The organism is Actinoplanes sp. NBRC 103695 (assembly GCF_030269485.1).
GTDB lineage: Bacteria > Actinomycetota > Actinomycetes > Mycobacteriales > Micromonosporaceae > Actinoplanes.
This window is the reverse complement of record NZ_BSTL01000004.1, coordinates 295,392-322,201: the sequence shown is the minus strand read 5'-3', so window position 1 is coordinate 322,201 and position 26,810 is coordinate 295,392. Positions and strand designations below refer to the sequence as shown.

The window sequence follows — 26,810 nt, the reverse complement described above, 5'->3', positions numbered from 1 at the left end:
GGTGGGCGAGACGAGTGTCACCTGGTGGGGCCACAGCACGATGTGGCTGGCGGACGCCGGCACGACCCTGCTGACCGATCCGGTGCTGACCGGCCGGCTGGCGCATCTGCGGCGGGTCGCCGGTCCGCCTCCGGTGCTGCCCGGCGCGCCGGACGCGGTGCTGCTCTCCCACCTGCACGCCGACCACTTCCACCTGGCGTCGTTACGGATGGTTCCCGGCGAGCCGACGCTGGTGGTGCCCCGCGGTTCGGCCGGCTTCATCGCGAAAGGCCTCGGCCGGGCCTTCGCCGATCGCTGCGTCGAGCTGTCGCCGGGTGAGGAGACCAAGGTCGGCGACGTCACGGTCCGTGCGGTGAAGGCCAACCATCCGGGCGGGCGCGGGCCGTGGTCCAACCTGCGGGCGGTCGCGCTCGGCTTCGTCGTGGAGGGCACTTCCAGGTCCTGGTACGCCGGGGACACCGGACTGTTCGACGAGATGTCCGACCTCGGCCCGCTGGACCTGGCGCTCATCCCGGTCGGCGGGTGGGGGCCGACCCTGCACGCGCACGAGCACCTGGACCCCGCACAGGCGGCGGAGGCGCTGCGGCGGGTCCGGGCGGCGTATGCCGTGCCGGTGCACTACGGCTCGTTCTGGCCGGTCGGGCTCGGGCGGGTGCGGCAGCACATGTTCAGCGAGCCGGGTCCGGCCTTTGCCCGGCACGCCGCCACGGTGGCCCCCGACGCGCAGGTCCGGGTGCTGCGGCAGGGCGAGACCTTTCTGTTTTCCGGAGATCACGCGTGATCTCCGAGCTGGGTTCGCTGGCCTGGCTCTCCGTGGTGGTCGCGTTCGGCGCGATCGTGCCCGTGGTGCCGACCGGCGCGGCGGTCAGCGGCGCGGGCGCGCTCGCCTTCCACACCAACCCGCTGCTGCTGGTCCTGGTGGTGGCGTTCGGTGCGGCGGGCGCCTACGCCGGCGACCTCGTCATGTACGCCATGTGCCGGGCCGGCGGCGAGAAGCTCGCCCGGCGGCTGCGCTGGCTGCGCGACGAGGAGCACCTGGCCACGGTCAAGGAGAACCTGAAGAAGAGGCAGGTGCCGGTGCTGCTGGTGTCGAGGCTGATCCCCGGCGGACGCGTACCCGTGCTGCTGGCCGCGGCCTTCCTCGGCCTGCCGTGGCACACCTTCGTGATCGCCAACCTGCCGGCCTGCCTGCTGTGGTCCACCGTCTACGCCGGCGTCGGCGTGGCCGGCGGCTCGATCTTCCCCGAGCCCTGGCAGGGCGTGGTGGCGGCGGTCCTGCTGATCCTGGTCGTCACCCAGACGATCAGCCTCATCCAGAAACGCCGCGCCCGCTCGGCGTCGTCATCGTCGTCCTAGTACTCGAGGTACGGCCGGCTAGTACTTGAGGTACTGCCGGGTCATCTTGGCGGCCTTCTCCACCACGGCGATGCCGCCGGTCATGTCGGCGTTGTTGTGCGACAGGACCGCGATCGACACGTCGGTCTTGCCGCCGGTCACCCGGCCCACCGTGTTGATGATCCAGCGGCCGCCCTCGGTCGAGCGGGACAGCCAGCCGTTCTTCACGGTGAAGTTCTCGCCGTCGCCGGCCGCGGCCGGCACACCCCAGTCCTGGTCGGCGTTGACCGTGCTCATCAGGCTCTTCGCGTACTCCCGGGACGCCTCGCTCAGCGGCCCCTTCGCGTTCACCAGCTGATTGAGCAGCTTGACCTGGTCGCTGACCGTGGTCTTGGTCAGGCCCCAGGACTGATTGACCTTGGTCTGCTTCAGGCCCAGCTTCTTGTTGCACCTGCTGACCGCGCCCGCTCCGCCCAGCTGGGTGAACAACGAGGTGGTCGCGTCGTTGTCGCTGGCCCGGATCATCCGCCCGGCCCGCTCCTTCTCACTCGCGGTCAGCGCCCGGTCGTCGCCCTGCGCGTCCAGCAGCAGGCAGGCCAGCACCTGGACCTTCACGATGCTCGCGGTCTCGTAGCTCTCCGAGCCCCGATAGGTGTAGGTCTCGCCGGTCTTCCTGTCCAGCACCGCCACCGAGAACTCCGGCACCGTCCCGGCGTACTTCTTCAACGCGGCGTCCAGCTGCTTCACCTGCTTGGCCCGCTCGATCTTGCGCAACTCCTCCGGGCTGGGACCGGTCGGCGTCGGGCTCGGGTCCGGCGCCGACGACCCGCCGAACACCCCGGAGAGGGGCAGTCCGCCGCCCGCGCCACCCCCGCCGTCACGGGTCATGCCGACAGCCACGAGCGCGCCACCCCCCAGAATCCCGACGGCGGCCACGGCCAGAATCACGCTCTTCGTCCGAAGCACCCATGCATATTGCCGCGCTCGACCCCGGAATCGTTACCCGAGATCCCATTCAGATCGAGATTGTCCTCAATTTTCGACGCACGGCGGCAGGTCGATCACGCCCAGTGATAGACGCACCGGCTCGTGGACACCACCTGCCCGTTCCCACGCTTCGCCCGCGCGAGACCTTCGCCGTGTGAATTTCGCGCCTCGCGCGCGTCCGCCGCCTCCCCCGCCCCTGTGGGTGGGCGGTCAATGTAGCGGTGGCCCACGACGTTTTTCGCGGTTGTCCACAGGCCGGTGCGGTCAGGCGTCGAAGGCCATCTCGGTCTTGGTGCGCTGCAGGTCGGCCGGGGCCACGCCGTACGCGCGGAGGGTCTTGGACATCCGGGAAGCCACCGCCGCGGCCTCGTCGACCGGGCACTTCGTGGAGAGTTCCAGCAGGTCGGAGCCGTTCGGGTAGCGCCAGCGCTCGACGGTCAGGCCGCGGTCGAGGCCGCGCAGCTCGACGTTGAGGCACCGGACGTCGATCGGTCCGTACACGACGAGATCGCGCAGGCGCACCCCGGCGGGGGCGTACTTGGCGAAGAGCCGGCGTTGCGGGGCGGACAGCAGCCCGGTCAGCGGCCGGCCCGCCCGGAGCGTCCTCGCCACGTCGTTGCGGCGCAGCCTGCGCTTGAGCGCACCGGAGCAGACGGCGTGGCCGGGCAGCGCGTCGATCTCCATGCGGAAGCGGTCGGCGGCGCGCAGCCAGCGGGGCACGCCGCCGGGGTCGACCGGGCGCAGCTTGATCACGGCGTCGTCGCGGCGCCGCCGCCGCCGGTCGCGGAAGCGGACGATCAGGTCGTGGCGGTAGAGCGCCAGGTCCTCGGTGTCCAGGTAGTAGACGCGCCGGGACGGCCCGCTCTCGGTGTCGATGCCCAGCGAGCGGCCGCCGCGCCGGGGCACGACCACCTTGAGCTCGACCTGCGTGGCCTGTCCGGCCAGGGACCGCACCGGGTCGGGCTGCCAGAATCCCGTCGTCGCCACTGAACACTCCCCTCCCGTGCGTCCCGACAACCGTACGTGGTCCACGGGACCGCGCACGTATACCCGCCGTATGTTCCTCGTTAACCTTTTGTCCACCCGAGGGCCGGCGGACCCAGAATCGGCGCACGCGCGGTGAAGATGAGCCTCCGGTGGGCACAATGAATGACATGGCCCTGTTGGATGTCCCGCGCGCTGCCGTCGACCTGCTCCGCACCACCGCCGGGCAGGTGGTGGAGACGGCGGCGACGCTGGCCACCGTCCCGTTCCGGCTGCTGGGGGTGGTCGGCCAGGCCGAGTTGCTCGCCAGCCGGATCGGCGTGATCGCCGACAAGGCCGAGGCGATGGTCGAGGGCGCCGGGCGGACGGCGGCCGAGGCGGAGACCGCGATCGCCGAGATCCGTACGATCACCGCCGCCGCCGCGCGCCTGGTGGCCGAGGCGGAGATCGTGGCCGCCGGGGCCGGCCGGCTGGTCGTCGAGGCGGACAACGTGGCCACCGGCGCGGCCAAGGTGGTCGGCAGCGCCGCCGCGACGACCGACGCGGCCAGCTCGGTGATCACCGACGCGGCCGCCGCCACGGGTGCGGCCTCGGCGATCGTGGTCCGGGCGGCCACCGCCACCAGGGAGGCCGAGGCGCTGCTGCACACGTACTCGCCCACGCTGGCGAAGGCGGCTCCGCTGGCCGCCCAGTTCGTCGACGAGTTGTCGCCGGAGGAGATCCGGGCGGCCATCACGATGGTGGACACCTTCCCGGAGCTGCGCCGACACCTCGTCGACGACGTGATGCCGCTGCTCGGCAAACTCGACCAGGTGGGCCCGGACCTGCACAAACTGCTCGAGGTCACGGAGGATCTGCACCTGGCCATCGCCGGCCTGCCCGGTCTGAAGATGCTTCGCAAGCGCGGTGAGGACCGGGCCGAGGGGCAGGCGGCCAATGGGCGTTAGGCCCTGATCCACCGCGAGCACGACGCTGCAGACGACGGTGACCGAGCAGCTCGCCCGCTACGTGGACACGGTCCGGCTGACCACCACGCTGCCCTCCCGGGTCGCGGGTGACCTGCTGGACGCCCAGAGGACGAGGTGGCGGAGCGGATGACCACCCTCGTCGGCACGCAGCCCCAGAACCGGTTGTAGACTACAAGCGGTCTTTCGCCGGGTCTTGGGGGATGCGATGAGCGAGGCACATCGGTCCGGCTGCCCGATCAACCTGTCGCTCGAGGTGATCGGGGACAAGTGGTCGCTGCTGATCATCCGGGACATCATGTTCGGCAACCGGCGGCACTTCCGCGCGCTGCTCACGCAGTCGGAGGAGGGCATCGCGTCGAACATCCTGGCCGACCGGATGGCGAAACTCACCCAGCAGGGCCTGATCACCTCGGCGCCGGACCCGGGACACAAGCAACGCGTACGCGTCAGCCTCACCGAACCGGCCATCCAGCTCGTGCCGGTGATGGCGGTTCTCGGCGCCTGGGGCCGGCGGCATCTGCCCGTCACGCCCGACCTGGCCATCCGCGCCGAACTGCTGGAGGAGGGCGGGCCGGCGATGTGGGAGGCGTTCATGGACGAGCTGCGGGAACTGCATCTCGGGGTGCCGCGTCCGGCCGGGACGGCGTCGGTGCTCGAGGGGCTGACCGCGGCCTACCTGGCGCGCAAAGAGGCCCCGCCCGGCTGAGCGAGGCCCCTTCTTCAATCGTCTGCGTACGTCAGTAGACGCTCACGCCGTACACCGAGAGGGCCTCGGTGACCGGCTGGAAGTAGGTCGTACCGCCGGAGGAGCAGTTGCCGCTGCCGCCGGAGGTCAGGCCGTAGGCGACCGTGCCCCGGTAGAGCGAGCCGCCGCTGTCGCCGGGCTCGGCGCAGACGTTGGTGCGGATCAGGCCGGTGACGCGGCCCTCGGCGTAGTTCACGGTCGCGTTCAGCTGGCTGACCGTGCCGGAGTGGGTGCCGGTGGTGGAACCGCGACGGGTGACCGCCGCGCCGACCGCCGGGGTGCCGGCGCTGGTGATGTCCTGGGAGCCGACCTGACCCGGGCGGGCGATCGTGCTGGTGTAGCGCACGATGCCGTAGTCGTTGCCCGGGAAGCTGGTGCCGGAACGCGTGCCGATCTGCGAGCCGCCCGACGAGGCCGACCACGACGAGCCGATGTTGGTGCAGTGACCGGCGGTCAGGAAGTACTGCGTGGAGCCGGACTGCACGTTGAAGCCCAGCGAGCAGCGGCCGCCGCCGGTGTAGATGGCGTCGCCGCCGGAGATCAGCGTGGTCAGCTTGCCGGACTCGATCTCCAGGCGGGCCGAGTCACCCAGACCGGCGACGAGCTCCCGGACCTGCTTCAGCTTGGCGCCCTTGACCGTGCTGTCGGCCGAGACCACGACCTGGTTCGTGATCGGGTCCACGCCGAACGAGGTGCCCGTGACGGTCAGGTCGTCGGTCAGGGTGTCGTTCGCCGCGGCCAGGACGGCCGCGCTGCGCTCGACGATGCGGGGCGTGGCGCCGGCCGCGGTGACGGCCTTCGCGTCGGCGGCGCTGGTCACGTTGACGACGAGTTCACCGTCCGAGCGGATGAACGAGCCGGCGTCCCGGTCGCCCAGCTGGGCGTCCAGGGTGGAGGCGAGGGTCGACGCGGCGAACGTCGCGTCGGCGCTCAGCGGGGCGGCCGCCGCCGGTGAGGAGGCGAAGGCACCGCTGGCGAGAATGCCGACGGCCAGGCCGACGATCGGTCGGCGAAGCTTCGGGTTGAGCACGTTTCCTCCCAGGGGGATGGGGAACGCCGGGGGTTCGGCGTTCCCGGAGGTGCTCAAGCAGTATTGAACGCGATCGATGCATTGCTCAAGGTTCGTTAAGGTTTACACAATGTTTCATCGACCGCCTTCAAACCAGTGCTGAGCTGGCGTTTTACGGTCGTCATACGTTCGTCTTATTACTCAACCGGGATGCCTACCACCTAGGCGGCGGGCCACAGGGTCTCGGCGCCGGCGATGTCCTCGGCCAGATCACGCGCCTGCGACCGGATCTCCGGGACGGCCGTCGTCTCCCACTGGACGCCGCGGCGCAGCGGGCCGATCACCCAGATGTTGCGGTGGATGCGACCGGTGTGGTCCACGTCGAGGCCCAGGCTGTGCGGGCCCACCCGGGCCAGGCCCTTGCGGAGCAGGGTGGCGGTCAGGCCGGTCGCGGCGTACGGAAGACGGCCTGGACCTGCGCAGTTGACGATGCCCCCCACGGCCAGGCCGGCCGGCGGGGCGCCCGCGCGGACCCGCAACCGGCCCTCGCCGCGAAGCTGGGCGATGCGGGCGGCCACCGGCGGCGCCATCCGGTGGCGGTGACACTCCCAGACGCGCGACAGGTGGCGGAGGAAGGCGTCGCGGTCCCGGTCGCTGAACTGGGACCAGAGCTGGTCGGTGTCCGGGCGCAGGCCGTCGACCACCGCGCGCCAGTCGGACGCCGTGCCGGCCGCCTCGCGGATCGCCCGGATCAGGTCACGCAGCGCGGACCGGCCCGTCAGGGTGGGGGGCGCCAGCTCGGCGGGCTGCTCCACATGCTCCAGCGGGAGCATGCCGCGGCGGCTGAAGGCGATGATGTCGGCCGTCGGCTCGGGCCAGTCCGGCTCGTTCCAGGGCACGCCGCCGATCCGGCCGTCCCAGGCCGGGCCGTCCCAGAAGGCGCCCGGGCCGGCGTCCGGGTTCTCGACCTTCTCCGGCACGGAGTCCGTAGCCTCGCCCCCCTCCGAGGCCGGCACGGAGTCCGTAGCCTCGCCCCCCTCCGAGGTCAGCGTCAGCGCGACGTCGACGGCCGTGAGCCCGGTGCCGATGAGCAGGATCGGGCGGTCGCGCGGCAAGCTCTCCAAGGCGCCCGGGCGCCACGGGTCGGCCACATAGGACGGGTGCTCGCGGAAGGCCGCCGGAAGGCCCGCCGGATGCGACACCGCCGGGTTGCCCAGGGCGAGAACCACCTCGTCGGCCCGGATCTCCCGGCCGTCCTCCAGCACCACCACGGGATCGGTGCGGACATCGGCCACCCGGCCCGGCACCCAGCGCAGGCGGCCCGGGTGCGCGACGGCCGCCCAGTCCAGCACCTCGCGCAGATAGCGGCCGTAGATCCGCCGCGGCACGAAATCACACCGCTCCACACCGGCCCAGCGCACGAAGTGCCCCGGGTCGTCGGGGAAGGCGCTCATCGCGCCGGCGCGCGAGTTGAGCAGGTGCCACGGCCGCGCGGACGGACCGTAGGCGACGCCGCCGCCCGGCTCGCCCGGCTCGATGAGCACCACGTCGGCGTCGGTCCGGCGCAGCACGGCGACGGACGCCAGCACTCCCGCACAGCCGCCACCGACCACCGCAACGACCTGCCGCCCGGACATCCGCGCCCCCTTGCCAGAATTCCTATTGACACGATAGGCAATGCAGGCCATGCCGGTCCAGGACACGCCGCCACCGCGCACACAATATCGGGTGACTTGCGACCGAATTGCCGGTAACCGCCGCCCACCTGTGGATAACGCGCGGGAAATGTCACACGTGGCTGCTACTTTTCCCGCCCACCCAGAGGGGTGGGGGCGGTGGCGGTGCGCGCGCGAAGCTCCAAGATCAACAGCGACCGCCGGTCGGCGCCCCGGCCGCCCGCCGACCCGCCCGGCCGCCCGCCGACCCGCCCGGCCGCCCGCCGACCCGCCCGGCCGCCCGCCGACCCGCCCGGCCACCTGCCGACCCGCCCGGCCGACCCCGGCGAAGGCGGCCGCAGCAACGACGCCCGAGCATGCGGGCCACCCCGGCGGCCCCATCAGGCCGCGGCGGAACGGCCTGCCGGACCGCCACTCAGACGAGCCGGACCGGCGCCGAGTCGGCCAGCCGGTACCCCACCCCGTAGACCGTGGTGATCAACTCAGGGTCGTCCAGCTTGGTACGCAGCCGGCTGATGTGCACATCCACCGTTCGCACTCCGGTGTGCACGTGCCCCCACACCCGGGACAGCAACTGCGCCCGCGTGAACACCTGGCGCGGGTGCTCCGCGAAGAAGAGCAGCAGGTCGTATTCGAGCCGGCTCAGATCGAGCAGCTTGCCGTCCCGGAAGGCGGCTCGCGGCGCCGGGTCCAGGCTGATGACCCCGGGTTCGCCGGCCGGCGCCTCGGCGGGTGCGCGCAGCGCGACGTCGGCGCCCGGACCGGCCAGGGAGACCAGCTCGCGCAACGCGGCCAGCAGCCGGTCACGGCTCTCCACTTCACCGCCGTCGATGCTGATGGTCACGGTCAAGGGAGCGACCAGAGGAGCGGTCAACGGAGCGGCCGGAGCAGCAGCCGGAGGAACAGCCGGAGGGGCGGTGGACGGCGCCGGATGCGAGGTGTCCGGGACGGCGCGCAGTCGCGGTCGCCGGTGGGTGACCGGCGTGTGGGCGGAGTTGGTGATCAGTTCGGCTACGGCGGGTGCGGACATCGGGTCCTCCGGGTGGATGCGGTGGGGTGGAGCGCGCGGCCGCCGGATCGCGACGGCGGGCTTTGAATACATTTCCCATATGCGGGATAGGTTTTACGACGCGGCGATGCGCCGTGGCGAGAACATCGCGAGGTGGACCCGATCAGGGTCGGAGGCAGCGCGGACACCGGGCGCTTGCGCACCGGAGAAGGTCGATGGCAATGCGCGTGGTGAGTCGCTCACGCCGCTGCATGAGCCCATCGTCACCAGTCCGGTGACGGCCCGTCAAAGCCTGTCCACCATATGGGAATAGTGTGACTTCGGGCACCGGACGCGACACGAGAGGCCGGAAGCCCGGCCCCTCGCGCACGGCGAAGCTGGATCAGAAGCGTTTCCAGAGCTTCACGGCGCCGACCACCGCGGCCACGCCGGCCATCGTCACGGCGCCCCAGAAGAGCAGCACGCGGCGGCGGGCGTTCCCGATCCTGACGCTTGCGCGGGATGTAGTCCCACGCCCGGACGGTGGACCACCGCACGGCCAGGGCGCCGAACACGGACAGGGCCAGGAAGACCACGAGCGGCGGGATCACGTGCCGGACGGCGTACGCGACAATGGCCGCGACCAGCGCGGCGACCGGAAGCCCGGTGAACGCGGCGACGAGCCGCGCCTTGCGGTAGAGCGAGCGCGCCTCGGGCAGGTCGAGCGGATGGACCAGGGACTGCACGGCCGGGTCGGGCAGGGCGACCTCGTCACGGATGCCGGCGTTCATTCCGCTGCCCTCCAGGGAGCTCGAGTGATGAAGGAACCGTTGCTCGGGCGGGCGATGTCGTAGACCTTCTGCCGGGACACGCCCAGCCGCCCGGCGACCGTGACGGCGCTGAACTCGTCGAGCAGCGCCTCCACCGCGGCGGCCCGGATGGCCGAGCCGCGCGACGTGAGATGCGCGGCCAGGGCGCCCACCTCGGCGGCCAGCAGGGCCACCGCGAGCGCGCCGCCGAACGGCTCGGCCCAGTCGCCCCTGCCGGACAACGCGGCGAACAACGCGTCGCCACCGTCCGCGAGCGCGGCCCGCACCTGGCCCGGCGCGACACCGGCGGACTCGAAGCGCTCGCGGACCGGACTGCGGACGTCGGGCGGCCGGTGAGCCAGAACCTCGTCCCAGCTCTTGTCATCCCCGGGTTGACCGCTCATGGGGAAATGATGTGTCACCCCGGGGGTTACTGTCAACCCCGGGGAGACAACTTCGGGGAAAGTCCGAAAGACCCGCGGATGCCCGCCGACAGTCAGGGCCGTACGGGCCGACCCCCGGCCCTTCACGGAAGAAGACCCATGACGTCCATCACCAGCTTCAGCGCGGCCTCGGCGGCAGCGGCTTACCGCGTCGCCCCGGCGACTCCCGTTCCCGAACGCGACACGATGGCCGCCGTGGCCGACACTCTCGGTCTCAGCAGCAACGCCGTGCGGTCCGAGCTCAGCGCCGGAAAGTCACTCCAGGACGTGGCCACGGCCCAGGGCGTGACGCGTACCGAACTCGTCGACGCCATCAAGGCCGGCCTCCCGACCGGCGCGTCCGAGGAGGCCGAGCGCATCGCCGCGCGCACCGGCACTCCCCCGCCGCCCACCCGCGGCACTCCCCCGCCGCCCACCCGCGGCACTCCCCCGCCGCCCACCCGCGGCACTCCCTCGCCGCCCGCCCACGGCCACAACGGCGGCCTCGCGGACCCGGCCAAGCTCGACGGCGTGAGCGACCTGCTCAACATGCCCGCCGAGCAGGTCGCCGGCCAGGCCGCGACGGCACCCGACCTGATCGCGATGCTCCAGAACCGCGGCGTCGACCTGGGCCGGCTCCGAGCGGTCATGTCCAGCGGCGACCTGCTCGACGTCCGCGCCTGACCAAACCCGCGCCGGACTTCTTTCCGGCGTTGCTTTCCGGCGTTGCTTTCCGGCGGGGAGGCCTTGGTGGCTTCCCCGCCGTTTTTCTCGTTCAAGTTCAAAACCGTTTACAGGTACGCGCGCCTCAAAGCCCTGTTCCCACTCCGCGAGCCGGGCGCGACGTCCAGGCCATGCCGCGACCGCCGGCCGCGGACGTCGCCTCACGCCAGTCCGCCGTGGCTGGGGACAGCCGGAGAAGAATGTCGTACCCGGCTCCTACATTTGCGCCCACCCAGTGAACGGGGTGGGGGAGGTGGCGGCGCCGGCTTCATCTTTGACACATTCGTGACGAGATCGCGAGATCTCCCCGTGGCAGAAGGCCACAAGCGGTGGGTGGACAGGACAACGGCCGGGCGGCGACAGCGCGGGCCGTCAGAACGAGCAGCGCCGGCCGGCAACAGGCGGCGCAGACCTGGCGGCGACGGGCGGCGCAGACCTGGCGGCCACAGGCAGCGCAGACCTGGCGGCCACAGGACCAACGAACCACCACTGGAGATCGCCGCCGACACGACCACCCCGCCCTCCCAGGCAGGCCGACACGACCACCCCGCCCTCCCAGGCGGGCCGACACGACCACCCCGCCCTCCCAGGCGGGAGGACGGGGTGGCGGGAACGGCAATCGTCAGGGGCGGATGGTGATGATGAACGTGCGCTTCCCGGCCCGGGGGACATAGTCGGTGAAGGTGATCTGCACGCGGGACGAGCCGGCCGTCGTCGGGGTGCCCACGATCCGGCCGATCGTGGACATGCGCAGCCCGGCGGGCAGGGCGCCGGCCGAGATGCGCCAGGCGCCGGCCCGGGCGGACACCAGGTCCAGGCGGGCGGCGTAAGCCTTTCCGACCGTACCCGGGGGCAGGGTCTTGGTCTTGAACGCCGGAGGCGCCGGCGGGCGGGGGATGTAGAGAAGGCGGTTCGTGGCGCCCTTGGGGTCGGCGACCACCCGGGGCGTGGCGTTGCGCAGCAGGGCCGCCGTCACCGCGGCAGGGCGGTAGGTGGTGTGCGCGTCCAGGATGAGCGCCGCGGCGCCGGCCACGAACGGGGTGGCCATGGACGTGCCGCTCATGACGCGGGTGGCGGTGTTGCTGCCGATGAAGGACGAGCGGATGGCGTAGCCGGGGGCGAAGATGTCCACGCGGGAGCCCCAGTTGGAGAACGCGGCGCGGCGGTCGCCGTTCGCGGTCGCGCCCACCGTGATGGCGGCGGGGACGGACGCGGGGGTGTAACCGGCGGCGTTGCGGTTGTCGTTGCCGGCCGCCACGGCGTACGTGACGCCGCTGGCGATGGAGCGGTTGACGGCCGCGTTCATGCCCGGGGAGCTGCCCGTCGCGCCGAGGCTCATGGTGGCGACCGCCGGCTTGATCGCGTGGGCGGTGACCCAGTTGACGCCGTCGATGATGTCCGAGAGGTAGCCGACGCCCTTGCAGTTGAGGACGCGGACGGCGACGATCCTGACCTTCTTGGCCACGCCGTAGGTGGCGCCGCCCAGGATGCCCGCGACGTGCGTGCCGTGGCCGGCGCAGTCGTCGGCGACCGCGTCGTTGCCGATGAAGTCGTAGCCGTAGGACGCGCGTCCGCCGAACTGCCGGTGCGTGATCCGGACGCCGGTGTCGATCACGTAGGCGTGCACCGCGCTGCCGTCGGCGGTCGGAGTGAAGGACTTCGACGCGGGCGTCCGCTTGCGCTGGTCGATGCGGTCCAGACCCCACGTGGGGTTGCTCTGGGTGACTGAGGCGCGGACCAGGCGGTCCTGTTCGACGGTACGCACGTCCGGCTGCGCCGCGAGCCGGCGGGCGGCGGCCGCCGACATCGTGGCGGTGTACGTCACGGGGGTGCCGCCGGCACTGTCCGCGGAGGCGCCGGCCTGCCGCGTGACGATGTAGCGACCGGGCACGGCGTCGGGGGAATCGGCGCCGAGGACGACGCCCTCGGGGGCGGGCGTCGCGGCGGAGGCGGCCGTGGGGGCGACCAGGAGTCCGGGGAGAAGGGCAAGCACGGCCCAGGGGGTACGAGTCACCCGTCCAACGGTCGGCGACCTCGGGTGCCACCAGGGTGCGGACTCGGAGTGTGAGGGGTGCGAAGCAGCAGCGACCACTGATTGTCATCGATGCGTAACAGATTGCTCCTAATTTGACGCCATCCGGCAACGGGCCGGCGACTCCGGGTGGTGGACATGACCCAGGAAGCAGCCCCTCCGACCGGCGTGGTGCCGGATACCAGGGCGAGCACGCACGAGACCCTCGAGGACTACACGCTCCGGTTCGCGCCCCGCAGCTACCGGAAGTGGTCGACCGGCGTGGTGGCGGTGTCCGCGCTCGGCGGCATCGCGTACCTGGCCGACTTCGCGATCGGGGCGAACATCGGGATCTCGTACGGCACCACGAACGCCCTCTGGGGCATCGGGGTCTTCGCCGTGGTGATCTTCCTGACCGGCTTCCCGCTGGCCTACTACTCGGCCCGGTACAACCTGGACCTGGACCTGATCACCCGGGGCAGCGGCTTCGGCTACTACGGCTCCGTGGTCACCAACGTCATCTTCGCGACGTTCACGTTCATCTTCTTCGCGCTCGAGGGCTCGATCATGGCACAGGGCTTGCTGCTGGGACTGAAGATCCCGCTGTGGCTGGGCTACGCGGTGTCCACGTTGATCATCTTCCCGCTGGTGATCTACGGCATGAAGGTGCTGTCCACGCTGCAGGTGTGGACGACGCCGCTCTGGCTGATCCTGATGGTGCTGCCGTTCGCGTACCTGCTGATCAGCCACCCGGAGTCGATCGACTCGTTCTTCGCCTACCAGGGCGGCTCCGACGGGACCAGCTTCGGCTCGATCATGCTGGCCGCCGGCGTCTGTCTCTCGCTGATCGCCCAGATCGCCGAGCAGATCGACTACCTGAGATTCATGCCCCCGCGTACGCCGGAGAACTCCCGCAAATGGTGGACCGCCGTGATCCTGGCCGGCCCCGGCTGGGTCATCTTCGGCGCGCTCAAGCAGGCCATCGGGCTGTTCCTCGCCGTCTACATCATCGCGTCGGTCGCCGACGGCGCGGCGGTGGCGAATCAGCCGGTGCACCAGTTCCTGGAGATCTACCAGGACATCATGCCGGCCTGGCTGGCGATGGCCCTCGCGGTGATCCTGGTGGTGATCAGCCAGATCAAGATCAACGTGACGAACGCCTACTCCGGATCGCTGGCCTGGACCAACTCCTTCACCCGGGTCACCAAGCGGTACCCGGGACGGCTGGTCTTCCTCGGCGTGAACCTGGGCATCGCGCTGATCCTGATGGAAGCCAACATGTTCGACTTCCTCAACACGATCCTCGGCTTCTACGCCAACTGCGGCATGGCCTGGGTCGTGGTGGTCGCCTCGGACATCGTGTTCAACAAGTACCTGCTGAAGATCTCGCCCAAGAAGCCGGAGTTCCGGCGCGGCATGCTCTACGCGATCAACCCGGTCGGCTTCGGCTCGATGATCCTCGCGGCCGGACTGTCGATCGTGGTCTTCTTCGGCGGGTTCGGCGAGGGCATCCGGCCGTACTCGCCGCTGGTCGCGATCGCCCTGGCCACGGTGCTGCCACCGGTCATCGCTTTGCTCACCCGCGGGAAGTACTACCTGCGGCGCACCGACGACGGCATCGACCTTCCGATGTACGACGAGCACGGCAACCCGTCCGGCGAACAACTCACCTGTCACGTCTGCCGCCAGGAGTACGAGCGACCGGACATGGCCGCCTGCAAGACCCACGACGCGTACGTCTGCTCGCTCTGCCTGAGCACCGACAAGGTCGCCGATCACGTCCTGCCGGCGTAACGGGCGGACAAGACACCACCCCGCGCGTTACGGTTGAGTGAGCAAGGCCGGGAACCCGCCGCCACGGGTTCCCGGCCTTTCTTGTCAGAGCCCGCGGGTCTTGTCAGAGCCCGCGGGTCTTGTCAGAGCCCGCGGGCCAGCAGCGCCAGGCGGACGCGGTTGGGGGCGGCGGTCTTCGTCATCAGGCTGGTGACGTGGGTCTTCACCGTGGTCACGCCGATGTGCAGCCGGTCGGCGATCTCGGTGTTGGACAGTCCCTCCCCGATCAGGTCGAGCACGTCCTGCTCGCGATCGGTCAGTCCGGTCACCGCCGCGGGCGCGCCGGACCTCGCGGCCACCGCCCGTTTCACCAGCCTCTGCAGCACCTCGTTGCTGAACGGGCTGTCCCCCGCCGCCGCCCGCCGGATGCCGTCCAGCAGTTCGTCCGGCGGCGCGTCCTTGAGCAGGAAACCGGTCGCGCCCGCGGTCAGCGCCGGGTAGAGGTGGTCGTCGTCGCCGAACGTGGTCAGCACCAGCACCCGGGTGGCCGGGCGCTCGGCGAGGATCCGGCCGGTCGCGGTGATCCCGTCCACGCCGGGCATCCGCAGGTCCATCACCACCACGTCGGGCGTCAGCCGGGAGGCCAGCGTGACCGCCTCGCGTCCGTCGCCGGCCTCGCCCACCACCTCGACGTCGGGCTGCGCCTCGCAGAGCATCCGCAACCCGGCCCGGATCATCTGCTGATCGTCGACCAGGAGCACCCGGATCACGCGGCACCCCCGGACGCCGGCCGGACCCGGATCACGCGACGTCCCCGAGGACCGCCGCCGGCAGGACGGTGCGGACCCGCCAACCGTTGCCGTACGGCCCGGCCTCCAACGTCCCGCCGAGCACCTCGACCCGCTCCCGCATCCCGGTCAGCCCGTGGCCACCGCTGCCGAGCGGGGCGGAAACCGACGGATTGGCACCGCCGTCGTCGGACACCTCCCAGGTCACCTCGTCCGGGGCGACCGCCACGGTCAGTCTGGCGTGCGCGGTCGCACCCGCGTGTTTGGCCACGTTGGTCAGAGCCTCCTGGGTGAGCCGGAGCACGGCCAGCCCGCGCACCGCGTCGAGCGAGGCGAGCGGCCCCGAGATGTCCGCCTCCACCACGAGACCGCCGCGGCGGGCCGTCTCCACGGCGCCGTCCAGCACGGCGGGCAGGGCCGACGGGTCGATGGCGGTCAGGGCGGGATCGCGTACCCCATCGGGGTTGGGGTCGCGCAACACCGCGACCAGCCGGCGCAGATCCGCCAGGGCCGTGGTCCCGCTGCGGTGCACGTCGTCGAAGACCTCGGCGGCCTTCGGGTCGAGCCCGGGCAGCACATGCCGGGCCACGCCGACCCGCAGGACCATCGAGGCGACGTGGTGGGCGACCACGTCGTGCAGCTCGCGGGCGATCGCGGTGCGCTCGTCGGCGCGGGCGGCCCGGCCCTCCGACTCGCGGCGGCGTTCCTCCTCGACGGCCCGTTCCGCGGCCTGCTGGCCCAGCTCCCGGGTGGTCCGGACGACCATGCCGCCGAGCAGCGGCACGCCGATCACCACGATCAGTCCGAAGATGTTGCTGGTGAGCTGGCCGAACGGGTCGCCGATCGTGTCGACGACGTGGACCGCCACGAGGAGCGCGGCGCACCAGCCGACGGTCCGCAGCCGACCGGCCCACATGGTGACCTCGAACAGCATCCAGCTCGAGCCGACCAGGTTGATCGTGGCGTCGTCGACGAGGCAGAAGGCAACGGCCAGCAGGGCCGACTGCGCGACGAAGCTGATCATCGGGTTCCGGTGCGGCAGCAGGATCCCGGCGAAGGCGGCCACGGCCAGCACCCACTGCAGCGTGGTGGGCGGGGTGCCGTCGTGGCCGGCCCCGAAGAGCAGGTAGCCCAGGCCGCTGAGGTCGAGCAGGATCAGCCGCACGAGCGTGTCCCGCGCGTCGAACAATCTGCTCACCCAGCTCACGGCGTTCAGCCTAAGCCTCGGCCTTCTCCGGGAAACGCGTGCGGACCAGCAGGTAGGCCAGCAGGCCCAGCGGACCGAGCAGGATCGTGAGCACCAGCACCGGGGCCATCAGCAGGGCGGGGATCTCGCGCTTGCGGGAGTCCAGGTACGCCCACCGGCCGACGAACAGGTCGAAGGCGATGAAATGCGCCCACCCGGCCGCCGCGCCGTCCGCGCTGCCGAGCAACTCCCGGACACCACCGAGCGTGGGCTGCGCCACCGCCGGGAGCACCTCGCCGAACGACCCGGCCACCAGCACGAGGTAGATCAGCACGGGCGGCAGCACGATCCACGGCGAGGCCGCGATCCGCCTGGTCCAGGACCAGTGCGGCAGCACGATCATCAGCGCCCAGAACGGCGCCGCCACCAGGAAGGTGAGCGAGAACAAGAACCCCGTCATGCTGCGAGCTCCAAGTCATCGGCCCGGTCGGAACGGACGATCAGGGTCGCCCCGCCGAGTACCACTGCGGCCAGGATGCCGAACGCGGTCAGGGTCAGCGCGTCCGGGTGGATCAGCGGCTGCTCGCGCAGCGCCTGCCAGGTGAGCAGGCCGGTCAGCCCGGCGTAGCCCGCGCCGGCCACGACCAGCAGCCGGACCTTGGTCCGCTCCGACAGCCGGGTGGCGAACCGGGCCAGCGCCCAGGCCAGCAGCGGCAGCGCCTGCAACGCGTGCAGCCCGACGAAGTGGCCGATCCGCAGGTCACCGGCGACCGTGCTCCAGCCGACCACGGGCAGGCCCGGCCCTCCGTCGGCCGCGCCGGCCGTGTGCGCGCCGGCCACCTCGATGCCGCCCGACATGCTCGGCATCACCATCGGGAAGGCCGCGACCAGGCCGAGCATCGAGACGCCGAGGCCGAGCGCGACGCCGGTCCGCGACACCCGGTCCGGGATGCGCGCCCGCAGCACCGCGACGCCGATGATGAAATGCGCGACGAACAGGATCATGATCGCCGCGCCCATCGCCTGCCAGAGGGCGGCGTTCAGCGGCGTGGACTCGTTGTAGTGGCTGGTCTCGCCGCGGATCACCTGCGCGACAATGACGATCATCTCGACCACCAGGCTGCCGGTGATGACCACGGCCGGCCAGGTGGCGAGCCGGCCGCGCCGCGGCAGCAGCGAGATCATCCAGGCCAGGGTCAGCCCGTACAGCAGGATCGACACGGAGAACTTGAACGGCTTGAGCCAGATCGGGGCGCCCAGGAGCTCCCGGTCGTCGGTGAACACCCCGACCGCCGTGACGACCGTGAGGATCGCCATGGCGGCCACCAGGATCATCAGCGGCCGGTGCCACGTGGCGGCCCGGCGTACCGCAGAAGTGGTTTCCATGCCCTTGACTCTGTCGACATCGACGGACGTAATCGCCCGACCGGCGGCCGGAGTCGCGGCCCCGGGAAGGAGGCGGTCTCCTCCCTGGGTAGGAGAGACTGCTCGACATGGCGATCGAATACCCGGCCGGGGCGGACGGCAGGCGGAGCAGTTTGGCTTTCGGCCGGTCGGTGGTCACCGATGCCTTGCGTACGGCCGACCCGGCAGCCGCCGAGGCCGCCGAGGGCGAACGGGACTGGCGCAGGGGCTACGTCCGGCACTTCGTCAAGCTGACCGAGCTCGCCACCCCCGAGGTGGCCGCCGCGGGCCTGGAGTCGATCCACCGCCGGGTCGAGCTCCCCGATCTCACCGGCTCACGGGCGCTGACGCCGGAGACGATCACCGGCAGCGGCACCCCCGAGCGCGAGGTGACCATCCCCTACCGCGGCGGCCTGCTGCGCGGCGGCGAGCTGGACAGGCAGCTGGACGCCTGGGTGTCCGGCGGCATCGTCGAGGAGTCGTGCGCGGCGGCCGTCCGGGAGGTCGCCGCCAACCCGGACTGGCTCGACCTCACCGGCCACACCCTCGTCGTGCTCGGGGCGGGCGCCGAGATGGGCCCGCTGCCCGCCGTCCTCGGCTGGGGCGGCACCGTCGTCGGCGTCGACCTCCCCCGGCCCGCCCTCTGGGAACGGGTGGTCGCGGTCGCCGGGAAGAGCGCCGGGCGGCTGCTCGCGCTGCGCGCGGACCTGATCGCCGAGTTGCCCGAGGTCGCCGCTTCACTCGCGGCGGTGGAGGGCCCGCTCGTTCTCGGCAATTACGTGTACGCGCCGGGCGCGGTCCACCCCCGGCTGGCCGTCGCCGTCGACGCCCTGGGCGAGCACCTGCGGCAGCGTGGCGACGTCACGCTGGCCGGGCTGGCCACGCCGACCGACGCGTTCACGGTCCCGGCAAGCGCCGTGGCCGAGAGCCGCGACCGCTGGCGGCGGCGGTCGGCGCGGGTCAAGGCCGGGAACCTGCTCTCCGCCGGGCGGATGATGCGGCCCAACTACCCCGACGGCGCCCCGGCGATCTACGACGGGCTCTTCCCGGTACAGGGCCCGAACTACGCGCTCGCCAAACGCATCCTGCGGTGGCGCGCCGCCGTCACCCCGATGATCTTCGGCGTGGCGCCGGCCACGCTCACCCGCTCGGTCACCAGCAACCGGTTGCTCGCCGCCGCGTACGCCGGAGCTCATGTCTTCGGCGTGGAGATCTTCGAACCGGCGACCGCGAGCAAGCTGATGGCGGTGCTGATGGTGCACGGACTGCGCAAGCCGCGCCGGCCTCCGCCGGCCGACGAGACGTATGCCGCGGCGCACGGCGGGCTGTGGCGGGTGTCCTATCAGCCGCGCAGCTCGCTCCCCCTGGCCGCGATCCGTGGACTGCCCGCCGCGCTCCGGGGTTAGGCTCGTTCGTATGGAGATCGCCGGGGTCGTCCTGGCGGCCGGAGCCGGCCGGCGCTACGGCATGCCCAAGGCGCTGGTCTCCTACGACGGTGAGCTGCTCGTCCAGCGTGCGGCCGCCGTTCTCTCCTCGTTGTCCAGCGTCGTGATCGTCCTCGGCGCGGCTGGTGACGAAGTCCGGAAAGCCGCCCCTTCGCTGGACTATGTGGACAATCCGGACTGGGACACGGGCATGGGCTCGTCGTTCCGCGCCGGGCTCGCCGCGCTCTCCGACCGCTTCGACGCCGCCATGATCACGCTGGTCGACATGCCCGGCGTCACCCCGGCCGCCGTCACGCGCATCGCGTCCTTCGCCGGCCCGTCCGCGCTGGTCATGGGCGGCTACGGCGACCGGCGCGGCCATCCCGTGCTGCTCGGGCGCGACCACTGGGCGGGCGCCTCCGCCGCCGCCGTCGGCGATCGGGGCGCCCGCGACTACCTGCGCACCCGCGACGTGCGGGTGGTCGACGTCAGCGACGTCGCCGACGACACCGATCTCGACGTACCCCTTCTCGACGTGCCCCCTCTCGACGTACCCCCTCTCGACGTGCCTCTGGAGGCCGACCATGCGTGACGTGCTGGACGACCTGATGCGCTGGTGGCACGCGGGCGAGGCGGTCGGGCTCGCCACCGTCACCGGGACGTGGAAGAGCGCACCCCGGCAGGCCGGCGCCGCGATGCTGGTCGGCCCCGACGGCACCGCCTCGGGCAGCGTCTCCGGCGGCTGCGTCGAAGGCGCCGTCTACGAGCTGTGCCGCGAGGTCGCCGAGACCGGCGAGGCGCAGACCGTACGCTTCGGCATCAGCGACGACGACGCGTTCGAGGTCGGCCTGACCTGCGGCGGCATCATCGAGTTGTTCATCGAGAAGGTCGACCGGCACACCTTCCCCGAGCTGCCCGAGCTGGCCGCCGCGATCGCCGCCGACCGCCCGATCGCGCTGGTCACCGGGGTCACCGGCCCGGTCGCCCAGCACCTGCTGCTCACCCCCGACGGCCGCACCGGCACGCTGGGCGGCGACCGCCTCGACGACGCGTCCACCGACGACGGTCGCGGCCTGCTCGCCGCCGGACGCACCGCGATCCTGCACTACGGCCCCGACGGCCAGCGCCGCGGCGACGGCACCACGCTGCTGGTCAGCTCGTTCGCGCCGCCCGCCCGGATGCTCGTCTTCGGCGCCACCGACCACGCCGCCGCGGTCGCCGGGATCGGCTCGTTCCTCGGCTACCGGGTGACCGTCTGCGACGCCCGCCCGGTCTTCGCCACGAAGCGCCGCTTCCCCACCGCCGACGAGGTCGTCGTCGACTGGCCGCACCGCTACCTGACGGCCGAGGCGTCGGCCGGGCGGATCGACGAGCGCACGGTCGCCTGCGTACTCACCCACGACCCCAAGTTCGACGTGCCGGTGCTCGAGGTCGCGTTGCGGCTCCCGCTCGGCTACGTGGGGGCGATGGGTTCCCGGCGTACGCACGACGACCGCCTGAAACGTCTCCGCGAGGCCGGCGTCACGCCGGACGAACTGGCCCGCCTGTCCTCGCCGATCGGGCTCGACCTGGGCGCGCGCACGCCCGAGGAGACCGCGGTCAGCGTGGCGGCCGAGATCGTCGGCATGCGCTGGGGCGGCAGCGGACTGCGCCTGACCGGCACGGACGGCCCCATCCACGCCGACGCGACGCCCTAGGATCTTTTCGCGGTGAAGGCCTGATGCGTGCCCTCGCTGCCGGCGCTCTCGCCGAGCGTGGGCGTCGCCGGGCCGCCAGGCAGCCGAGTTGACCGCTCACGCACGGCCGATGGTAGGACCGGGCGCTATCCGGCCCACCACGACCGCTCCTATCTACCACTCGCGCGGACGGTGGTAGCTCAGTGCGGCATTTCGACCCGAATGCCGCGCTGGTCCACCACTTCGTGCCTGGACCTACCACTCGCGCCCGGTCCTACCACCGACCGCGACGGGCCGGACCGCCCAGGGCCACGACCGGCGGCAGCGACGCCAAGCGGGCACCCGGGCGCCTGGCACAACCCAGCGAACCCCGCGCCCGGCGGGACAGCCGGTCGCGCCGGTCAACCGCCGACCACTGAGCAGCGCCCGCCTCACTCACAGTTAGCGCCGTCCGCGCCCGCCACCTCTCCCCGCCGGCGCTTTGCTCTGCTTACCTATAGGAAGCGCCCCGCGCCGACACCCGGGGTCGCGGCGCCGCCGCTGGTGAAGCCGCTGGTGCGTATGGGTAAGCAGAGCAAAGCGGCCTGCGTGGGGGCTTCGCGCGGGTGCGGTGCGGGCGTGGTTCGATAGCGCGGTGCTGCACCTGCGGATCATCAGCCCGGCTCAGCGGACCGCCCAGGTCGAGCACGTGCTCGCCGCGAGCGAGGCGGCCACGCATGTCGTGGTCATCACCGGGGTCGCCCGGGATCCGGTCGGCGATCTGATCACCTGCGACGTGGCGCGCGAGGGTGTCAGCGCGGTGCTCGGGGAACTGCGCGGGCTGGGCCTGGAACGGGACGGTTCGATCTCGATCGAGCGGGTCGATGCCAAGCTCTCAGCGTCCGCCGACCGGGCCGAGAGGCGGGCGCCCGGCTTCGGCGTGGACGCCGTGGTGTGGGAGGAGGTCGAGCAGGTCACCGCCGAGGAGACGCGGTTGTCCGCCGCGTACTTCGTCTTCATGGCGGTGGCGACGGTGATCGCGGGCATCGGCGTTCTGCTGGATCAGCCGATCCTGATCGTCGGCGCGATGGTGGTGGGTCCGGAGTTCGGGCCGCTCGCCGCGCTCTGCGTCGGGCTGGTCCGCGGCCGGGCGGCGCTGGCCGGGCGGGCGGTGACCGCGCTGGTGACCGGGTTCGCGGTGGGCGTCGTGGTGACCGTGCTGACCACCTGGCTGCTCGACCTGGCGGGGCTGGTGGACAAGGACATGCTGCTCGCCGAACGGCCTCTGACCAGCTTCATCTGGCAGCCTGACGCGCTCAGCTGGGTGGTCGGCTTCCTCGCCGGGATCGCCGGGATGCTGTCGCTGACCTCGGCGAAGGCGGGCACCCTGGTCGGCGTGCTGATCTCGGTGACCACGGTTCCGGCGGCGGCGAACGCGGCGGTCGCCCTGGCCTACGGCGTCGGGGACGAGGCGGCGGGTTCGGCCCTTCAGCTGCTCATCAACCTCGCCGCGATCGTGATCGCCGGTGTCCTCACCCTGCTGGTCCAGCGTGTGGCGTGGCGTCGCGCCTGATCATCCCGGCGCCCCGGCCAGCGTGCTCACGGCGTACCCGTGAAGGGTTTGGATCTCGGGGGTGCGGCCGGAACCGGGGCGGCGGCGGGCACGACCGATGGGGTGATGCGGCGGCCTTTACACGCCGGGTAATCTCCGATCATGGTCACACCCGTGTCCCTGGGCGCATGGCCGACACCCATCGAGCGTGCCCCGCGGCTGGCTGCCGCGCTTGGCCTGCGCGAGTTGTGGGTGAAGCGGGACGATCTGGTCGGTCTCGGCGGCGGCGGCAACAAGGTGCGCAAGCTGGAGTACACGTGCGCCGAGGCCCTGGCGGCGGGCGCGCACACCCTGGTCACCACCGGCGCGCAGCAGAGCAACCACTGCCGGCTGACGGCGGCCGCGGCGGCCCGGCTGGGGCTGCGGTGCGTGCTCGTGCTGGCCGGGCATCAACCGGCGGGCCTGGCCGGCAACCTGATTCTGGACTCGCTGGCCGGCGCCGAGGTGGTCTGGGCCGGTGACGAGTCGCCCACGCAGGTTGCCCAGGCCGAGGCGGCGCGGCACGACGGCGCGCACCTGATCCCGTTCGGCGGCACGTCCGCGGTGTCGGTGCAGGGCTATGTGGACTGTGCCAAGGAGCTCGTCGACCAGGTGCCCGACTTCGACCGGGTGGTGGTGGCGGTCGGCTCCGGCGGGACGATGGCGGGGCTGGTGCGCGAGCTCGGCCCGGAACGGGTGTACGGCGTCGACGTCGGGGCGGTCGCCGACCCGCACGCCACGGTCGGCGCGCTGCTGCCCAGCCCGCCGTCGTCGCTGACCATCGACCGCAGCCAGATCGGCCGGGGGTACGCCGCGTTCACCGAACCGGTCCGCGACGCGATCAAGCTGGCCGCCCGCACCGAGGGCCTGTTCCTCGACCCGACGTACACCGGCCGGGCGCTGGCCGGCCTGATCGCCTCGGGGCGCGGCGACGGCCTGACCCGCACCGGCCGCGTCGTCTTCCTGCACACCGGCGGCCTGCCGGGACTGTTCGGCCACCCGGAGCTGTGACTACGGAGCTGTGACTACGGGCGGTTCCGGAGGCGCCGCAGCATCCGCGCGTCGCCGAAGCCCACAGCCCGGGCGGCGGCCTCCACCGTGGAGCCGTGGCCGATCAGGTGCTCGGCGCGCTCCAGCCGCAGCGCCTGCTGATAGCGCAGCGGCGAGCACCCCACCGCGGTGTCGAAGAGCCGGGTCAGCGTGCGCCCGCTGACCCCCGCGCGGGACGCGAGTTCCGCCAGCGGCAGCGTCTCGGCGAAACGCGCGTCGATCTCGTCCTGCACCCGGTGCACCACGTCGCTGAGGTGCGCGCGGTGCCGGAGCATCGCGCTGGCCTGCGGCTCCTCGCCGTTGCGACGGGCGTAGACCACCATCGCGCGGGCGATCCGGGCCGCCGCCGCCGGGCCGTGCCGCACCGCCATCAGGTGCAGCGACAGGTCGATGCCGCTGGCGATCCCGGCCGACGACAGCACCCGGTCGTCGGCGACGAAGAGCACGTCCGGCACCAGGATCGCACTCGGGTAGCGGCGCGCCAGCTCCGCCTGAAGGTGGTGGTGGGTGGTGCAGCGGCGGCCGTCGAGCAGCCCCGCCCGGCCCAGCGCGTCGGCGCCGGCGCTCACCACGGTGCCGCCCGACGCGTGGTGCGCGCGCAGCAGGTCGAGCAGGTGGTCCGGGAACTCGCCGGATGCCAGCGGCGCGCGCCAGCCCGGCACGATGACCAGGTCGTCCGGGGAGATCCCGGGCGGTTCGGTCTCGGCCGTCAAGGTCACATCCTGATGCGTACGCACATCCGTGCGCCCGGCCACGTACCGCAGCTCGTACCGGTGACCGAAGTCCCCGGCCGTGCCGAACACCTGCGCCGGCCCGGCCAGGTCGAGCAGATGCAGGCCGGGCGTCAGCAGGAACAGAACCTGGGTCAAGCGGTCGTCAGCTCCTTCACCGTGCGGATCGTGGCGAACCGGCCGGCCAGCGCGTACTCGGTGCGTTCGATGATGTCGGCGGTGGAGAGCACCCGGGGATCGGCCGGATCCCGGTGCCGGATCGGGAACGTCGCCATCGCGTCGGTCACGAAGTCCACGTCGTAGCCGAGGTCGGCGGCCAGCCGCGCGGTCGTCTCGCAGCACTGCTCGGTCTGGATGCCGCAGATGATCACCCGCCGCACGCCCAGCGTGGTCAGCCGCTGCTGCAGGTTGGTGGTGGTGAACGCGTTCCGGGACGTCTTGGTCAGCACCGGCTCCCCGTCCCGCGGCGCCAGCCCGTCGATCAGCCGCACGTGCCCCGACTCCGGGTCGAACGGCGTGTCACTTCCCGGCTCGGCGTGCAGCACCCAGATCACCGCCTGACCCGCCGCCCGCGCCGCGTCCACGAGCAGCCCCACGTCCTCGGCCACGTCCGGGTTCGACACCTCGTTCCAGCTCTCCCGCACCCGGAAGCTCTCCTGCACGTCGATCACCAGCAGCGCATCGGTCATGAGCACAGTCTGGTCAGGTGTACCGGCCGCGTACAGGCACGATGCCGCCCACTCACGGAACGATCCGGCCAAACCGTGGGAGCATGGATCCATGACCGAAGAGCCTGCCGTCGAGCTCGACGACGCCCACTTCCGAGCCGAGAGGTTCGGCACGCTGCCCGCCCGGGTGCACCCCGACGACGCCGAGGCGATGACCGAGACGGACGTCCCCCGGGTGCGGCCCGACGACTTCGCCGCCGGCGAGGAGCAGTGGATGCTGCGGAACGCCGCCGGCTGATTCCCTATCGCGACACGTTGTCGGTGGCGGCGACCAGGTCACCGCGGCGGGGCAGCCCCTCGCAGTCGCCGGGGACCGTGACCGCGAACGCGCCGGCCGCGATCGCCGTCCGCAGCCTGGCCTCGGCCGGGGCGCCCGCCATGCGGTCGGCGAGGTATCCGGCCACGAACGCGTCCCCGGCCCCGACCGGATCCACCACCGTGGCCGGGAGCGCCTGCACCTCGTACCGCCGGCCCTCGATCAGTGCGGCGCAGCCGCGGGCCCCGTCCTTGACCACCACCTCGGCCGGACCGAGCCCGGCGAGCCCGGCCACCGGATCGCCGCCGGCCAGGAAGATCGCCGCCTCGTCCGGCCCGGCGAACGCGATGTCGGCCCGGGACACCAGGTCCCGCAGGACCGGCGCGGCGTCGAAGCGGGACCACAGCTTGGCGCGGTAATTGACGTCCACGGACACGGTCACGCCGTCGGCGCGGGCCTGCTCGACGGCCTGGAAGACGGTCGCCCGCGCGCTGTCGCTCAGCGCCGGCGTGATGCCCGTGACGTGCAGGATGTCCGCCCCGGAGAAGTCGGGCAGATCGGCGGGCGTGAGACGCGAGCCGGCGCTGCCCGCACGGTGGTAGTCGACGTGGGTGAGGGCGCCTGTCCGCCGGTACCGCACCATCAGCCCGGTGAACGCGTCGCCCCGGATGGCCAGCGTGGTCACCCCCTCGGCGCGGAGGCGGCGCTCGATCAGGTCCCCGGTGGCGTCCGGGCCCACCCGGCCGAGCCAGGTGGCGGCGCCGCCGAGCCGGGCCACCCCGATGGCCACGTTGCTCTCCGCGCCGCCGATCGCCAGGGTGAAGCCCCGCACGTACTCGATCGGCCCGATGTCGTCGGCGGCGACCAGCCCCATGGTCTCGCCGAACGTGAAGAGGCCCGCCGTCATTCGGCGAACCTGGCGACCACGACCGCCTCGGCCGCCCGGCGGGCCCGCACCGCGAGCTGACCCAGGTCGCCGCCGGTGAACGCGTCGCCCAGCAGCGGCCCGCCCATGCCGACCGCCGCCGCGCCCTTGGTCAGCCAGGCGGTGATGTCGTCCAGGCCGATCCCGCCGGTCGGCATGATCCGGATGCCGGGCAGCGGGCCGTGCAGGTCCTTCAGGTAGTCCGGCCGGACCGCCGACGCCGGGAACAGCTTGACCAGCGGGGCGCCCGACCCGGCGGCCCGGTGGATCTCGCTCGGGGTGAGCCCGCCCGGATAGAACGGCACCCCGAAGTCCTGCCCCATGGCCGGGTCGACGACCGGCGACACCAGGAACGCCGCGCCCGCGTCCACGGCCGCCTTCGCCTGGTCCGGGGTGAGCACGGTGCCCGCTCCGACGACCGCGGACGGTGGCAGCTCACGCCGCAGCACCGCCAGCGCCTCCACCGCCCCGCGCGAGGTGAGCGTCACCTCGATCGCGGTGATCCCGTTGCCGACCAGCACGTCCGCCACCGCGGCGAAGCCGTCCGCGGACGCCGCCCGCAGCACCGCCACCACGCCGCTGCGCACGACCGCGGCCGTGGTGGTGTCCATCTCCGACATGTCGCCCTCCCCAGGGTGTACC

28 protein-coding genes are annotated in these 26,810 nt (G+C 72.3%); 12 read left to right on the top strand and 16 right to left on the bottom strand.

The window, feature by feature from the left end; translation table 11 throughout:
* Position 1: 1 nt before the first annotated feature.
* Complete coding sequence (locus QSK31_RS08340; protein ID WP_285682510.1) at positions 2-781, top strand: MBL fold metallo-hydrolase; 780 nt, start codon at positions 2-4, stop codon at positions 779-781.
* Positions 778-1,356, top strand: coding sequence for a DedA family protein (locus QSK31_RS08335; RefSeq protein WP_285682508.1), 579 nt, complete (start codon positions 778-780; stop codon positions 1,354-1,356). The genes QSK31_RS08340 and QSK31_RS08335 overlap by 4 nt, the downstream gene beginning before the upstream one ends.
* 18 nt (positions 1,357-1,374) lie before the next feature.
* On the opposite strand, the gene QSK31_RS08330 is transcribed toward QSK31_RS08335, so the two are convergent.
* Positions 1,375-2,301, bottom strand: coding sequence for a serine hydrolase (locus tag QSK31_RS08330; protein WP_285682506.1), 927 nt, complete (start codon positions 2,299-2,301; stop codon positions 1,375-1,377).
* 285 nt (positions 2,302-2,586) lie between these two features.
* On the bottom strand, positions 2,587-3,309 hold the full coding sequence (locus QSK31_RS08325) for a hypothetical protein (protein WP_285682504.1): 723 nt from the start codon (positions 3,307-3,309) through the stop codon (positions 2,587-2,589).
* A gap of 167 nt (positions 3,310-3,476) precedes the next feature.
* Between QSK31_RS08325 and QSK31_RS08320 the strand changes: the two genes are divergently transcribed.
* The gene (locus QSK31_RS08320) at positions 3,477-4,253 is read left to right on the top strand and encodes a hypothetical protein (RefSeq protein WP_285682502.1); all 777 of its coding nucleotides are present in this window, start codon (positions 3,477-3,479) and stop codon (positions 4,251-4,253) included.
* Between the two features lie 226 nt (positions 4,254-4,479).
* The gene (locus QSK31_RS08315) at positions 4,480-4,980 is read left to right on the top strand and encodes a winged helix-turn-helix transcriptional regulator (RefSeq protein ID WP_285682501.1); all 501 of its coding nucleotides are present in this window, start codon (positions 4,480-4,482) and stop codon (positions 4,978-4,980) included.
* A gap of 31 nt (positions 4,981-5,011) precedes the next feature.
* On the opposite strand, the gene QSK31_RS08310 is transcribed toward QSK31_RS08315, so the two are convergent.
* The 5 genes from QSK31_RS08310 to QSK31_RS08290 all read right to left on the bottom strand — a co-directional run bounded on the left by QSK31_RS08310 (position 5,012) and on the right by QSK31_RS08290 (position 9,905).
* Positions 5,012-6,049, bottom strand: coding sequence for a S1 family peptidase (locus QSK31_RS08310; RefSeq protein WP_285682499.1), 1,038 nt, complete (start codon positions 6,047-6,049; stop codon positions 5,012-5,014).
* Between the two features lie 200 nt (positions 6,050-6,249).
* On the bottom strand, positions 6,250-7,665 hold the full coding sequence (locus QSK31_RS08305; RefSeq protein ID WP_285682498.1) for an FAD/NAD(P)-binding protein: 1,416 nt from the start codon (positions 7,663-7,665) through the stop codon (positions 6,250-6,252).
* 454 nt (positions 7,666-8,119) lie between these two features.
* On the bottom strand, positions 8,120-8,734 hold the full coding sequence (locus QSK31_RS08300; protein WP_285682497.1) for a winged helix-turn-helix domain-containing protein: 615 nt from the start codon (positions 8,732-8,734) through the stop codon (positions 8,120-8,122).
* A gap of 242 nt (positions 8,735-8,976) precedes the next feature.
* Positions 8,977-9,483 carry a hypothetical protein gene (locus QSK31_RS08295; protein WP_285682496.1) on the bottom strand — a complete coding sequence of 169 codons (507 nt, stop codon included), beginning with the start codon at positions 9,481-9,483 and terminating at the stop codon, positions 8,977-8,979.
* Positions 9,480-9,905: a hypothetical protein gene (locus QSK31_RS08290; protein ID WP_285682494.1), complete on the bottom strand. Its 426-nt coding sequence runs from the start codon at positions 9,903-9,905 to the stop codon at positions 9,480-9,482. Before QSK31_RS08290 ends, QSK31_RS08295 begins: the two co-directional genes overlap by 4 nt.
* 138 nt (positions 9,906-10,043) lie before the next feature.
* On the opposite strand from QSK31_RS08290, the gene QSK31_RS08285 reads away from it, so the two are divergent.
* Entirely contained in the window at positions 10,044-10,607 is a 564-nt protein-coding gene (locus QSK31_RS08285) for a hypothetical protein (RefSeq protein WP_285682492.1), read from the top strand.
* 661 nt (positions 10,608-11,268) lie between these two features.
* Here the strand turns inward: QSK31_RS08285 and QSK31_RS08280 are convergent.
* Positions 11,269-12,660: a S8 family peptidase gene (locus tag QSK31_RS08280; RefSeq protein WP_285682491.1), complete on the bottom strand. Its 1,392-nt coding sequence runs from the start codon at positions 12,658-12,660 to the stop codon at positions 11,269-11,271.
* A 156-nt stretch (positions 12,661-12,816) separates the two neighbouring features.
* Between QSK31_RS08280 and QSK31_RS08275 the strand changes: the two genes are divergently transcribed.
* Complete coding sequence (locus QSK31_RS08275; protein ID WP_285682489.1) at positions 12,817-14,451, top strand: purine-cytosine permease family protein; 1,635 nt, start codon at positions 12,817-12,819, stop codon at positions 14,449-14,451.
* Between the two features lie 122 nt (positions 14,452-14,573).
* Here QSK31_RS08275 and QSK31_RS08270 read toward each other — a convergent pair whose 3' ends face one another.
* Genes QSK31_RS08270 through QSK31_RS08255 form a run of 4 tightly spaced genes read right to left on the bottom strand, consistent with a single transcriptional unit; the run spans position 14,574 to position 17,790 of the window.
* Positions 14,574-15,200: a response regulator transcription factor gene (locus tag QSK31_RS08270; protein ID WP_285682487.1), complete on the bottom strand. Its 627-nt coding sequence runs from the start codon at positions 15,198-15,200 to the stop codon at positions 14,574-14,576.
* 31 nt (positions 15,201-15,231) lie between these two features.
* Entirely contained in the window at positions 15,232-16,425 is a 1,194-nt protein-coding gene (locus QSK31_RS08265) for a sensor histidine kinase (RefSeq protein WP_285682486.1), read from the bottom strand.
* A gap of 10 nt (positions 16,426-16,435) precedes the next feature.
* Positions 16,436-16,864 (bottom strand): ABA4-like family protein, encoded by a 429-nt coding sequence (locus QSK31_RS08260; protein WP_285682485.1) that lies wholly within the window; start codon positions 16,862-16,864, stop codon positions 16,436-16,438.
* Positions 16,861-17,790 carry a hypothetical protein gene (locus QSK31_RS08255; protein ID WP_285682484.1) on the bottom strand — a complete coding sequence of 310 codons (930 nt, stop codon included), beginning with the start codon at positions 17,788-17,790 and terminating at the stop codon, positions 16,861-16,863. Before QSK31_RS08255 ends, QSK31_RS08260 begins: the two co-directional genes overlap by 4 nt.
* A gap of 107 nt (positions 17,791-17,897) precedes the next feature.
* On the opposite strand from QSK31_RS08255, the gene QSK31_RS08250 reads away from it, so the two are divergent.
* The 5 genes from QSK31_RS08250 to QSK31_RS08230 all read left to right on the top strand — a co-directional run bounded on the left by QSK31_RS08250 (position 17,898) and on the right by QSK31_RS08230 (position 23,489).
* Positions 17,898-19,214, top strand: coding sequence for a hypothetical protein (locus QSK31_RS08250; protein ID WP_285682482.1), 1,317 nt, complete (start codon positions 17,898-17,900; stop codon positions 19,212-19,214).
* Between the two features lie 10 nt (positions 19,215-19,224).
* Entirely contained in the window at positions 19,225-19,824 is a 600-nt protein-coding gene (locus tag QSK31_RS08245; RefSeq protein WP_285682481.1) for a nucleotidyltransferase family protein, read from the top strand.
* Positions 19,817-20,929 carry an XdhC family protein gene (locus tag QSK31_RS08240; protein WP_285682479.1) on the top strand — a complete coding sequence of 371 codons (1,113 nt, stop codon included), beginning with the start codon at positions 19,817-19,819 and terminating at the stop codon, positions 20,927-20,929. The genes QSK31_RS08245 and QSK31_RS08240 overlap by 8 nt, the downstream gene beginning before the upstream one ends.
* A gap of 613 nt (positions 20,930-21,542) precedes the next feature.
* Positions 21,543-22,460, top strand: coding sequence for a DUF389 domain-containing protein (locus tag QSK31_RS08235; protein ID WP_285682478.1), 918 nt, complete (start codon positions 21,543-21,545; stop codon positions 22,458-22,460).
* 141 nt (positions 22,461-22,601) lie between these two features.
* Positions 22,602-23,489: a pyridoxal-phosphate dependent enzyme gene (locus tag QSK31_RS08230; RefSeq protein WP_285682477.1), complete on the top strand. Its 888-nt coding sequence runs from the start codon at positions 22,602-22,604 to the stop codon at positions 23,487-23,489.
* Positions 23,490-23,503: 14 nt separating this feature from the next.
* Here QSK31_RS08230 and QSK31_RS08225 read toward each other — a convergent pair whose 3' ends face one another.
* Positions 23,504-24,397, bottom strand: coding sequence for a GlxA family transcriptional regulator (locus QSK31_RS08225; RefSeq protein WP_285682476.1), 894 nt, complete (start codon positions 24,395-24,397; stop codon positions 23,504-23,506).
* Complete coding sequence (locus tag QSK31_RS08220) at positions 24,394-24,948, bottom strand: cysteine hydrolase family protein (RefSeq protein WP_285682475.1); 555 nt, start codon at positions 24,946-24,948, stop codon at positions 24,394-24,396. Before QSK31_RS08220 ends, QSK31_RS08225 begins: the two co-directional genes overlap by 4 nt.
* Before the next feature lie 91 nt (positions 24,949-25,039).
* Between QSK31_RS08220 and QSK31_RS08215 the strand changes: the two genes are divergently transcribed.
* Positions 25,040-25,225: a hypothetical protein gene (locus QSK31_RS08215; protein WP_285682474.1), complete on the top strand. Its 186-nt coding sequence runs from the start codon at positions 25,040-25,042 to the stop codon at positions 25,223-25,225.
* A 4-nt stretch (positions 25,226-25,229) separates the two neighbouring features.
* On the opposite strand, the gene QSK31_RS08210 is transcribed toward QSK31_RS08215, so the two are convergent.
* Entirely contained in the window at positions 25,230-26,150 is a 921-nt protein-coding gene (locus QSK31_RS08210) for a sugar kinase (RefSeq protein ID WP_285682473.1), read from the bottom strand.
* Positions 26,147-26,788, bottom strand: coding sequence for a bifunctional 4-hydroxy-2-oxoglutarate aldolase/2-dehydro-3-deoxy-phosphogluconate aldolase (locus QSK31_RS08205; RefSeq protein ID WP_285682472.1), 642 nt, complete (start codon positions 26,786-26,788; stop codon positions 26,147-26,149). Before QSK31_RS08205 ends, QSK31_RS08210 begins: the two co-directional genes overlap by 4 nt.
* Positions 26,789-26,810: the final 22 nt, after the last annotated feature.